This window comes from Mycobacterium sp. SMC-19, from assembly GCF_045310815.1.
Taxonomy (GTDB): domain Bacteria; phylum Actinomycetota; class Actinomycetes; order Mycobacteriales; family Mycobacteriaceae; genus Mycobacterium.
In genome coordinates this window covers 468,939-481,431 of record NZ_JBJIAM010000003.1, presented here as the reverse complement: position 1 = coordinate 481,431, position 12,493 = coordinate 468,939, and the positions used below count along the sequence as shown (strand labels likewise).

Genomic DNA, 12,493 nt, shown 5'->3' with positions numbered 1-12,493 from the left:
GATGGCCAGCATCAAGCGCCTTTACGCCGCGTTGACCCGTCCCGGACCGCATCGCGTCCTGCGCGGAAACCTGGCCTATGCGGGCCTGGCCGGGGCGGTGTACACCCCAGAGTCCGGGTATCGACTTCCCGCGGTGGCCTTCGGCCACGATTGGCTGACCGGCGCCGATCGCTACGCCGGATTGCTGGAACACCTGGCCTCCTGGGGCATCGTGGCCGCGGCCCCCGACACCGGACGAGGGTTGGCGCCGTCGGTACTGGATCTGGCAGCTGATCTGGGCCGCGCCCTGGAGATCGCCACTGAGGTCCGATTGGGGCCGGGCCGGATCAGTGTCGACCGCGACCGACTCGCGGTGGCCGGTCACGGCTTCGGCGGTTCGGCCGCGGTGTTCGCCGCAGCCAGCTTGTCGATGAAACCCAAAGCGGTGGCAGCGATCTTCCCAACCGTGACCACGCCGCCCGCCGAGCAGGCGGCGTTGACGCTGGATTCGCCGGGCATCGTGTTCAGCAGTCCCGACGACCCGAAAGCACTGCGTTCCAACGCGATCGAGCTCGCGCATGCCTGGCAGCATTCCACCCTGCGGGTGATCGGCAAAGCATCGCCGGCCGGGTTGCCGCAGGGCCGCCGACTGACCGGGTTCTTCGGCTTGCCGACCTCGGATCGGCGCACCCAGCGGCGGGTACGGGCCCTGCTGTCCGGATACCTGCTGGCACAACTGGTGGGCGACAAGACATTCCGAGAATTCGCCAACCCGCAGGTGTCCCTGCCTAAGACCGAGGCATTCGACACTCTGCCGGAGCCGGTGAGCCCGGAAGAGAAGATCGCCGCACTGTTCAAGTAGCGCGCGGCAAGCGGTCGCGGCCCCCGGGCCGGAACCCGACGGCCGCAACCGCTGTGGTGATCTAGACGTCGGACAGCATGTCGCCGATCGGGTCGAGCCCGAAAAGGGGCGGGATCTGGTCGGCGCCCTTGCCGTCCCAGTTGTCGCCGAGCAGCACCCCCATGACCTGCGACCACTGCTCCATGGCCGCGATCGGACCGATGGCCACGCTGTCGAGGGTCAGCGTGTCAAGGATCGGAACACCGGTGAGCGTCAGACCCAGGCTGTTGAAGATCGACCCGCCCACCGGGTCCACCGTGGTGCCATCGGCAAAGGTGTAGGTGCCCTGATCTCCGGCCCCGCCCGCAATGCCGGGGCTGAACAACCCACCGAACGCAAAGTCGAGCGCGGTGAGCTCCATGCCCTCCGGCAGCAGTCCCGCGTCGTTGATCGTCGGTACCAGCGCATCGAGATTCAGGTCGGCGCCGTTGAGGAATCCGTTGACCATATTGGCGGGAATATTGAGCAGCTCGTTGAACGCCGCCTCGAAGTCCGGCGTGTCACCGTTCAGCGCGTTGGAGACGTCGGTGACGCTGTTGACCAATGCCACCAGCGGGCTGATAGAAGGCCCCAGCGACCCGATGAGCATTGCGCTCAACGGCGACGACAGGAACTGCAGAATGTCGGTCACCTGATCCGGATCGATCCCGGAATCTTCGGGCAGGAAGCCGGGCAACAGGCTGACCATGATGCCGCGTAACCCGTCGAGGGTATGCGGGGTCACCGCATCCCAGATGGCTTTGCCGGCGTCCTCGGAGGTGTCGACGTTCAGCGTCAGCGCCGACCCCAACATCTGGAAGTTGCCCTGGATCTCAGTGAACGCGTCCTGGACGGTCTTGGTGCCGTCGGAGACCTCCGCCCAGAGGGCTTGCTGGTTGACGATGAACTGCTGCAGCCCCACCTCGGGGGCGATCAGGAAATTGTTGGCGACCTGCGTGGCGTTGGCGGACGCGGTGTCGAAGACGTTCTGCCATGCGTCAAGGAAGCCCTCACCGGCGGTGAGTCGCAGTGCAGGCGCATGCGCGACAGCGGACGCGGTGACCACAGGAGTGACAGCGATCGTGCTGGCGCCCAGGACCGCTACACCCGCGGTGACGTAGGGACGAAGTGATTGGTGCATCGACATCTCCTCAAATTTCCGTTGCGCGCCCCTTAGGCGCCATGCCAATTCATGCAACACAACTGACATTAGGCTGAGAAATAATGCGGATGTTCGGTTCGGAAAAATTCGCCAGAATCCAGAGCGAGACCCGGAACTTCGATTCCCCATACACCAATAGTTTTCAGATACCTACAGCTCACAGTGACTTTCCAGTCGCCTCACACCTATTTACTCGACGCAAGATTACATTTTGCAACCAAATGTCCATCTTTATGAAAGCCTATCCCATATGAGGGAATGCTGAGATTTCCGATCTGAAATCCAGGGCTGCGCAGACAGACGCACCCGGGTGTCTGCAACAACGGCAACGGCCGCCGAGTCTTTTCAGACCCGACGGCCGTTGCCGTTGTTGTGTGGCGTCTATCCGCCCGCGCCCGCGGTGCCCGAGGCTCCGACCGTGCCGGCTGTCCCGGGCGGCGTGCCGTCACCGGCCGCGCCGCCGGCGCCACCCTTGCCGAGCGCCCCGCCGGCGCCGGGCGTTCCGGTGCTCGCGCCGCCGGTGCCACCGTCGCCGCCCTGGCCACCATTGGCGCCGTTACCGCCAGCGGCCCCATCGGTGCCGGCGCCACCGGCTCCACCGACGCCGCCTGCCGCACCAGCGCCGCCCTTGCCGCCGGCGACACCCTCGGTGCCGACTCCACCTGTACCGCCGTTGCCGCCGGTTCCGGCCGCACCACCGTTGCCCGCGGTGTTGCCCGCACCGCTGGCCGCGCCGCCGGCCCCGCCAGCGCCGCCGACGCCGCCGGCTCCACCGACGCCACTGGCACCGGTCGAACCATTCGTGCCCGAGGTGCTCGCCCCGCCCAGCCCGCCGGACCCGGCAGTACCGCCATTGCCACCGGCAGCACCGGTACCGCCGTCGAAGCCGGCACCGTTGTTCGTGCCACCGACACCGCCGGCACCACCCTTACCGCCGGCACCACCGGTGCCGCCGGCGCCACCAGTGCCACCGTTGCCGGTGCCCGAGGTGCCACCGTTGCCGCCGGCGCCGGCCGCGCCTCCGTTGCCACCGGTGGTGCCGTTGCCGCCGGCCGCGGTCGTGCCGGCATCGCCGGCCGTCCCTGCGACCCCGGCCCCACCGGCGCCACCCCGGCCGCCCGTGCCGCCGTTGCCGTCCAGTGCCCCGGCACCGGCGTTGCCCGCAGTTCCGCTGGTGCTGGCACCGCCGCTGCCGGCAGTCCCGGCCGCTCCACCGGCCCCGCCGTCACCGCCGATGCCACCGGCCATACCGTTGCCGTCGCTGTCCACGCCGCCAGTCCCACCGGCACCACCGGTACCGCCGTTGCCACCCTTGCCTGCGGCACCGCCGTTGCCACCGTTACCGGTGTTCGAGGTACCACCGTTGCCGCCGGTGCCACCGACGCCGCCGGCGGATCCGTTACCGCCGTTGCCACCGACCGTGCCGGCGACAGTGTCCGTGGCCGTCGTGCCGGTTGCCCCGGTGCTGCCGGTGGTACCCGTGCCACCGGCGCCACCAGCGCCACCGTTACCACCGTTACCGGCATCCGCCGTGCCACCGTTGCCACCGGTGCCGCCGTTCGCGGCCGCACCGCCGGCGCCACCGTTACCGCCGTTGCCACCGTTGACCGCGAGGGCGCCGTTACCGCCGTTACCGCCGGCGCCACCGATCCCGTTGGCCCCTCCGGTACCGCCGTTACCGCCGTTACCGGCGTGACTGGGTGCGACCCCGATGTTGTTGGTCGGTATCGCAGTTCCGGCGCTGTTGCCGCCCTTACCACCCGCACCGCCGGCCGAACCGGCGCCGCCGGTAGCACCATTGCCGCCGTTTCCGCCGCTGGCGGTGCCATTGCCGCCGTCGCCGCCGGCACCGCCGGCGCCGACCGCACTGCTACCACCGTTACCGCCGTTGCCGCCGATGCTCACCCCGGTGGCCGCGCCGTTGCCGCCGGCACCGCCATCGCCGCCGGTGGCGCCGGTACCGGCCGTGGAGGACGGTCCGGATCCGCCGTTACCGCCATTACCGCCGACGCTGTAGACGGTGCCCGCGGTGAAGTGGTCACCATTGACGTCGCGCCAGCCGGTACCGGAACCACCGGCACCGCCGTCGCCGCCGTTGCCGGCGGTTCCCGCCCCGGCCAGGCCGGTACCACCACCGGCACCGCCGTTACCACCTTGGGCGTGGTTGCCGGAGAGCAAACCGCCGCCGGCACCGACGGTGCCATTACCGCCCGCGCCACCGTTACCACCGGTTCCGCCGACGCCGGAACCGGGCGCGCCACCGGTGCCACCGTTACCGCCGTTGCCGCCGAAGGTCTGGACGGTGTCGTCATCGGTGGCGCCGTTACCGCCCGCACCACCATTGCCGCCTGCCCCCGCGGGCGCGCTGGCAGCGGCACCGCCGGCACCACCACTGCCGCCGTTGCCCGCCACACCTTGGACATTGGCGGCGCCGCTGGCGTCACCACCGCGGCCGCCATCACCACCGGCAGCACCCACGTTGAACCCGGTCGAGGCGCCAGCGGCACCACCGACACCGCCGTTACCACCGTTGGTGACACCGTCACCACCGGCGCCACCGACGCCACCGGTACCACCGGAACCGTCACCGGCGTTCGCGCCGGCACCACCGACGCCACCGTTGCCGCCCTTGACACCGTCACCGCCGGAACCGCCGGCAGCACCGTTGCCGGCGACACCGCCGCTGGTGCTGCTCAGGGGGTCACCGCTGCTGCCGCCGGCACCACCGGCGCCACCATTACCGCCGTTGCCCAGGAAGTTGCCGCCTACGTCCTTGAAGCCCTCGCCACCGTTACCGGCCGCGCCACCATTGGCCCCAACGCCCGCGTGGCCCTGTTCCCAGAAGTTGCTTCCGGCCGCGCCACCGGCGCCACCGGCGCCACCGTTGCCACCGTTGACGTGGTCGACGGTGCCGGCCGCGCCGTCACCGCCGGCGCCGGCCTTGCCGCCATCGCCACCGTTGCCGAGGTTGAAGGCTCCGCGTCCACCGGCGCCACCGTTACCGCCGGCGGTGCCGTTGCCGTTGCCGCCATTGGCGAAGCTGCCGGCCACGCCGTTACCGCCATCGCCACCGACGCCGCCGTTACCGAAGAACCAGGCCACAGAGGCGCCACCGTCGCCACCGTCGCCACCGATACCGCCGGCACCGCCGACGCCACCGTGCCCCAGGCCCCAGGCGCTCGCGCCACCGTCGCCACCGGCGGCACCGAGCCCGCCGGCCCCGCCGTCGCCACCGTTGCCCAGCCAGCCGAGCGCGTCACCACCGTTGCCGCCGGCCACGCCATCGGCATCGCTGCTCCAGCCGGCGCCACCGTCACCGAACCACAGCCCGCCGTCGCCGCCGTCAGGGTTGAGCTCCGTGCCGGCCGCACCATTGCCGATCAGGTATTGCCCGGACATTTCGTTAATGGCGTTGTTGACCATCGCGCCGAAGTCGCTGTCGATCCAGGCGGTCATCCCCATGTGCAGCGGGGTGTAGAACCACTGGTCGAGGATGGTGATCATGTCGAAGGCGGCGGGATCGAAGGCCGCGAGTCCGGGGTCGACGTCGGAGGTGACGTCGGCCGGGGTGAGCCAACTGAAGTCGAACAGATCCTCGAAACCGTCGGCCTGGGCCGCCGGCGCGCCGGCCAGCGGGGCCATTCCGAAGGCCAAGAACGCTGCCACGGCGCTGCCGGTGCCGATCGCCCGGTTGCCGCGCCGCGCTCCGGCCTGAACTTCTGAACCCGGCTGGCTACCGGTGTGACGACGAGTCATTGCGAATACCTCTCCTGATGAAAAGTTCGGCTAGTAGTGAAAGTTGTTGGGGAAAGCGAAGGATCAGCCGACCAGGCCGAGGTCCGAGAACAGGTCGCCGAAGCTGAAGCTGTCCGCCATCGAACTGCCCGCGCCGCCATCGTCAATGCCGCCGTCGTCGACGACGAAGCCCTCGGGCGCCGGGATGCTGAAGATCGGGTCCTTGCCACTCCACGAGCCCCAGCCGAGCTGCGACCCGATGACCTGCGACAGACCCAGCAAGGCACCCAACGGGCCGATCGCGTCGCTGGGCGCGTCGATGGTGGGCGACAGCGCGACACCGGTGTTGAGGTTGAAGCCGATGCTGTTGAAGATCGAGCCGCCGGAGGCCGGCGCCGTGCCGATCTCGTTCCCGTCGGCGTCCAGAATGTGCATGGGGCCGGCCGTGACATGCCCGCCGGTGCTGAACCATCCGCCGAACGCGAAGTCCAGGTGGGTCAGCTCCATGGGCGCCGGGAGCAGACCGGCGCCGTTGATCGCCGGCAGCAGGCCGTCCAGGTTGAGGGTGGCGCCGTTGAGCGATGCGTCGAACATGTTCGCCGGGATGTTGATCAGGCCCTGCAGCGCCCCTGACGTGTCACCGTCACGCAGTGCGTCGCTGATGTCGTCCCAGCTGTTGCCCAACGCGACCCAGGGCGCGATCCAGGGGCTCACCGAGGCGAGCATGAGGGCGCTCATCGGCGAGCCCAGGAAGTTGATGATCGGGGTGAGGGTGTCGGCCTGATCCTCCGGCAGGAAGCCCGGGACCTGGTTGAAGATGATTTCGTGGCCACCGCTGAGGTTGCCTACCGTGTAGCTGCTGTCCATCGTGTGGCGGATGACGTCGTTGATGGTGGCCTGGTCGGCGCTCATCAACGTGATCGCAGACCACGCGTTCTTGAGGTCCGTCTGGATCGCGTTCATCATCGCCGGGATGGTCGACGGGTCGTCGATCATGCTCTGGATGTAGCCCTCGACGTTATTTGTGAACTGGGTGAACCCGATGTTGGGCGCCGCGTCATAGGAGGCCATCATCTGCGCGATGTTGTCCTGAGCGGTGTTGTAGGCCGCAAGGTACGGGTCAGTGAAATCCGAGAGGCTGAAGCCGGCGGTCAAGGCCAAGTCACGTGCGATGGCCATGTGGGTCGCCGGTGTGGCACCCGGGGTGGCAGCGATCAGGCTTGCGCCCACGATCGCGACACCGGCGGTGGCGTAGGGGCGAAGTGCTTGCTGCATCAAAATTTCTCCTCACAACTTGTCGCCGCACCCTGAGGCGCAGGTAGGACCACGGGGAACCTATCTAATATTTAACTTAGAATCAACTGGAAACGTGAAGTGCCTCAACGGCGGCCCAAAACGTGATCCACGCCTCGAATTGGCCTCGGCCAACCACCCTTGACCTGCGGTTATCTGTCACGCAGTGGTCGGCAGAACCGAATCTCGCTCCCCGGAAGGATCGTTCACGTAAGTAGACTTATCCGACATGCTGTGAACACACTGAGGAACGATGATTAGCGGGGCGACGAACACTCGGACCGGGGGAAATCCTCATGGTCGATAACTTGTGTCCGCTTCGCGGCGTGGATTCATCGGTGGATTATTGGTACAGGCAGGTGTGCCGAAAGCCCCTTGAGTGGACTCTCGAGGTCATATCTGGCTCTAAGGCCGGTCGAGTCGCGTGGAGACACGCGCGCTCGCCCGCCGTGAAGGCGAAAATGACACCGAAACGACCACGGTCGCCGAGCCCGTGATGGACCCGGCGACCGTGGTCGCGTTCAGCTTTCGGCTAGGCGCCGGGCGCTCCGTCAGTGCCCGGCGTACCGGGGGCGCCATTGCCGGCACCGCCGGTTCCAGTGCCGCCGGTACCGGCTGCACCACCAGCCCCGCCGGGACCACCCGGTGTGCCACCGTTGCCGCCGGTGGCGCCATCGCCGCCGTCGCCGCCGGTGTTGCCGGCGCCTTGGGCGGCGCCGCCCTTACCGCCGGCCCCACCGTGACCGCCGGCCCCGCCGGCCCGATCAGCACCGTCGCTACCGGCCGTGGCGCCGCTACCGCCCGCCCCGCCGACGCCGCCCTGACCGCCGGTGCCACCGACCCCGCCGTTGCCGCCGTCAAAGCCGTCACCGGTGGCGTTGGTTCCGCCGCTGCCGCCGGCGCCGCCGGCGCCACCCGCACCGGCAAGACCACCGGCGCCACCGGCACCGCCGTGACCATCGACGGAGGTGCCACCGGCACCGCCCTTGCCGCCGTTGCCGCCGTCGCCGGCCGCACTGCCGTTGCCGCCGGCCGCGTTCGAGTTGTTGGTGCCGGCCGCACCGGCACCGCCCGTCCCGCCGTTGCCGCCGGCCCCGCCGGCTCCACCGGTGCCGTCGCTCCCGACGGTTCCGGCCGGTCCACTAGTGCTGGTACCGGCCGCACCGCCGACGCCGGCCTTGCCGCCGATGCCGCCGTTGCCGGCATTTCCGCCGTCCTGGCCGGTGCCACCGGCCCCGCCGTTACCGCCCGCACCGCCGGCACCGCCGGTGCCACCGACTCCGCCGCTGCCGGCGGCCCCGGTGCCCGAGGTACCGCCCGCTCCGCCGTTGCCGGCGCTGCCGCCGTTGCCGCCGTTGGTCCCGTTGCCGCCGGCCGCGCTCGCCGAGCTGGCGCCGTCAGTGCCGGCAGATCCAGCCCCGCCGTTACCGCCGGCACCACCGGCACCGCCACTGCCGTCGAGTCCAACGGTTCCGGCGGCACCGCTGGTACCGCTGGTGCTCACGCCGCCCGCGCCCGCTGCGCCGCCGTCACCACCGGCACCGCCCTTGCCGCCGTTGCCGCCGGCCAGGCCATTGCCACTGGCATCAGTGCCGCCGGCGCCGCCTGCCCCACCGTGACCACCGATACCGCCGACACCGCCGTTACCGCCCTTGCCACCGTCACCGGTGGTTGCGGTACCGCCGGCACCGCCCTTGCCGCCGGCACTGCCGGCCGAGCCGTCGCCGCCGTTACCGCCGGCCGCGCCGGCAAGCGCTGTGCCAGCGGCGCCGGCCGCTCCGGCCGTGCCGGCACCGCCGTTACCGCCGTTACCGCCGTCCGCCGTGCCGGTAGCGGCACCACCGTTACCGCCCTGGCCGCCGCCGGCCCCGCCGTCACCGCCGTTACCGCCGTGGCCGTCGCCCGCCGCGATGCCGAGGGGGTTGCCGATCGGCGCCGCCGCGGAGCCGCTGCTCGCGCCGCCGTTACCACCGTTGCCGGCCGTCCCGTACGTGCCACCGACACCGGCGTCGCCACCGGTACCGCCGTTACCGCCGATGACCGTGCCGGAGCCACCGGCACCACCGACACCACCGTTACCGCCGGGAAGCACGAGGCCGCTGAGCCCTTGGCCGGCAGCGCCGCCGGCACCACCAGCGCCGCCGTTACCGCCCACGCTGATACCGGTGCTTGCGCCGGCACCGCCGGCACCGCCAAGGCCGCCGTTACCGGCGCCGGCACCGCCGTTGGCGAAGGCCATGCCACCGGCACCACCCGCGCCACCGTTGCCGCCACGGCTGTAGACACCGGATCCGTTGTTCCAGCCGGTGGCGCTACCGCCCTTACCGCCGTTACCGCCGTCGGCGCTTGCGTTCGTGTAGCCACCCTGGCCACCGGCGCCACCGTTACCGCCGGCGAAGGTACCGGTACCGCCGTCGCCACCATTACCGGCGAGGCCGCCGGGGCCGCCCTTGGAATTGGCGGCGCCACCGCTACCACCGGCGCCACCGGCACCACCGGTGGTCTTCACGGTGGCATCGTTAGTGGCGCCTGCACCACCGGCGCCACCGTTACCACCGGCACCGGCGGCGCCCGTGCCATTGGTGCCTCCGCCGAACCCGCCGGCACCGCCGGCGCCACCGACACCCGGGCCGGTCGCGGAACCAGTGGCGGCACCGCCAGCACCACCGTTACCACCGTTACCGGCGTTGTCGGCGCCGGCGCCGGTGCCACCCGAGCCGCCGGAGCCACCGGCACCACCGTTGATGCCGGCACCGCCAGCACCACCGTCACCACCGTCAGCCGCGGCACCCGCCGAAGCGTTATAGCCCGGGCCGCCGCCCTGACCGCCCGAGCCACCCCAACCGCCGTTGCCGAGGAAGGCACCGCTGCCGTCCTTGGCCGCGTCGCCGCCGGCTGCACCGTTACCGCCGTCCGAGCTGGCGCCGGTCTGGCCGGGCCCGCCGAGCATGCCGTCCACCTTGATCCCCGCGACACCACCGACGCCACCGAGACCACCGGAGCCACCGTTACCACCGTTGAGGTGGGTGGCGTCACCGTCAGCGCCGGCGCCGCCGTTACCGGCAGCGCCGGCCGCGCCGCCGTTGCCGCCGGCGCCGAAGATGTACCCGCTGCGGCCGCCGGCCCCACCGTTGCCGGCGCTACCACCCGTGCCGCCGTTCCCGCTGCCGCCGTTGGCGAAGGTGCCGGCGGCGCCATTGCCGCCGTCACCGCCGACGCCGCCGTTGCCGCCGACGCCGAACAGCCAGCCCACACCGGCACCACCGTCACCAGCTGCGCCACCGGCGAAGCCCGCGGTGATAGCACTGCCGCCGGCACCGCCATCACCACCAATCCCCATCAGCCAGCCACCGGAACCACCATCACCACCGGCCGCGCCGGCTCCACCGGCGCCGCCGTCACCACCGGTGCCGATCCAGCCGAGGGCGCTGCCGCCGTTGCCGCCGGCGACACCGGCCGCGTCGCTGGTCCATCCGGCACCACCGTCGCCGAACCAGAGGCCGCCGTCGCCACCATCGGGATTCAGCGCCGTCCCGTCAGCACCGTCACCGATCAGATACAGCCCGGACATGTCGTTGATGGCACCGTTGACGAACTCGCCCAACGGGTTGTTGATCCAGAACTCCATCACCATGTGGATCGGGTTGTAGAACAGGTTGGTGAACAGGTCGGTACCGAAGTCCGCCGCGGACCCCGGTTCGAAGTTGAAGTTGAAGTCCGCCGGCTGGGCGTCGGACTGGAACATGTCGGAGAGCCAATCGAAGTTGAACAGATCTTCGAAGTCGGCCTGCGCCGCGGGTGCGGACGCCAACGGGGCCATGCCGAACGCCAAGAACGCGGCTACCGCGCTGCCGGCACCGGCCGCCCGGTTGCAGCGCCGCGCGCCAGTCCCGGGCTGAGAGCCACGCTGGCTGCTGGTGTGACGACGATTCATTTTCGAACACCTCTCCTGTGAACAGTCCTGTTGAGCGGTTGTGACTTCTCAGTTCGGGTCATATGACTTGCTGGTCTGCGGGCTTAAAGGCCCAGACCGCCCAAGGCGTCCATGAGGCTGGTCCAATCGAACTCGCCCCCCACGCTGGAGCCTGCGCCGCCGTCGTCGAAGAAGTCGGAGGGGATGACGGGGAAGGAGAACCCGGACAGCGGCGGATCCGCGGGCGGCGGGGGGCCACCGCTCTTGCCGCCCCAGTTCCAGGCGTCTGCGCCCAGCAAACCGGCGATGGTCTGCGACCAGGCCATCATGGCGCCGATCGGCCCGACCGCATGGCTTTGGATGTCCAGCGTCAGCGGGACCCCCAGGAAAGCCGACCCGTCGATAGTGAGGCCGACGCTGTTGAAGATCGAGCCGCCGACCGCGGGCACCTCGGAGACAACGGCTCCGGAAGAGTCGTAGCTCGTGTAGGGGAGGTTGGCGACCGTGCCGGTGCTGAGCAGCCCGCCCAGCGCGAAGTCCAGATGGGTGACCGTGCCCGGCGGCACCACGCCTTCCAGCATCGGCAGCACAAAGTCGAGGTTGAGGGTGGCGCCGTTGAAGAAGGCACCGGTCATGTTGGCAAAGATCTCGTTCAGGCTGTCGCCGTCGGAGATGCTGTTCATCAGCGCGACCAGGGGACTCAGCCCGGGCCCCAGCATGCCCATGATCATGCCGCTCATCGGTGACGAGATGAAGTTGATGATCGGCACTATCGCCTCGGCGTCGGTGCCGGGCGGCAGGAAGCCCGGCAACAACTGCGGCAGCAGCGTGAAGAGCAGGTCGTGTCCGATGGACAGGGTGTTGAGGTCGCTACCGCTGAGGGTGTGCAGAATCGTGGCGGCCGCGATGGGGTCATCCGGGGCGATACCGAGCATGGTGTATGCACTCGTCACCGCGTGCAGCTGATCCTGCATCTCCATGACCACGTCCGGGATCTTCGACGGGTCGCTGAGGATCTCTTGGAAGGCCGCGTACTGGTTGGCGATGAACTGCTGGAACGCCACGAACGGGGCGATGCTGAAGTTGTTGGCGAGCACCGTGGAGTTCTCGGCCGCGATGTTGTACTGCTCGATCCACGGCGCCATCGAGTCGGTCAGAAAGCTGGTGAGCGCTACGTCGCGGGCCGCGGGAATGTCGGGCAGCGACGCAACCGCCGGCGGCACGCTGATAAGCGTGGCGCCCACGATCGCGACACCCGTGGTGGCGTAGGGGCGAAGGGTTTTCTGCACAGCCATCTCCTTAGGTGAGGTGCCGCCCTCGGCAAGCGCCTGGAGAGGTCATGGCGCCGCCGTGTTGCTCCTGAATTCACACTTATTCACTGATGCGAAACAGAACACTAACCGTGAAGAACATAAGACACAAGCATCTTCGTCGAACATTCTTCTTGAGTTTTCAAAGCTCACAGGCGTTAACTTTGCGGTATCTCGCGATCCTGCATAATTTTCGCCTGAGAGTGGACGGTCACCCTGTT

General features: G+C 69.6%; 6 protein-coding genes. 1 reads left to right on the top strand and 5 read right to left on the bottom strand.

Features of this window, described 5'->3' with window-relative positions; genetic code table 11:
• Position 1: 1 nt before the first annotated feature.
• Positions 2-841, top strand: a complete 840-nt coding sequence (locus tag ACJH5R_RS09810; protein WP_406757688.1) for a dienelactone hydrolase family protein — start codon at positions 2-4, stop codon at positions 839-841.
• 61 nt (positions 842-902) lie between these two features.
• Here the strand turns inward: ACJH5R_RS09810 and gjpA (ACJH5R_RS09805) are convergent, their stop codons facing one another.
• From gjpA (ACJH5R_RS09805) to gjpA (ACJH5R_RS09785), 5 genes are all read right to left on the bottom strand, one after another.
• Positions 903-2,000, bottom strand: a complete 1,098-nt coding sequence (gjpA, locus tag ACJH5R_RS09805; protein ID WP_406757689.1) for an outer membrane porin GjpA — start codon at positions 1,998-2,000, stop codon at positions 903-905.
• Between the two features lie 402 nt (positions 2,001-2,402).
• Complete coding sequence (locus ACJH5R_RS09800) at positions 2,403-5,777, bottom strand: PGRS repeat-containing protein (protein WP_406781816.1); 3,375 nt, start codon at positions 5,775-5,777, stop codon at positions 2,403-2,405.
• 63 nt (positions 5,778-5,840) lie between these two features.
• On the bottom strand, positions 5,841-7,031 hold the full coding sequence (gene gjpA / locus ACJH5R_RS09795) for an outer membrane porin GjpA (protein WP_406757691.1): 1,191 nt from the start codon (positions 7,029-7,031) through the stop codon (positions 5,841-5,843).
• 550 nt (positions 7,032-7,581) lie between these two features.
• Complete coding sequence (locus tag ACJH5R_RS09790; protein WP_406781815.1) at positions 7,582-10,983, bottom strand: PGRS repeat-containing protein; 3,402 nt, start codon at positions 10,981-10,983, stop codon at positions 7,582-7,584.
• A gap of 83 nt (positions 10,984-11,066) precedes the next feature.
• Complete coding sequence (gjpA, locus tag ACJH5R_RS09785; protein WP_406757693.1) at positions 11,067-12,257, bottom strand: outer membrane porin GjpA; 1,191 nt, start codon at positions 12,255-12,257, stop codon at positions 11,067-11,069.
• Between the last annotated feature and the right edge of the window lie 236 nt (positions 12,258-12,493).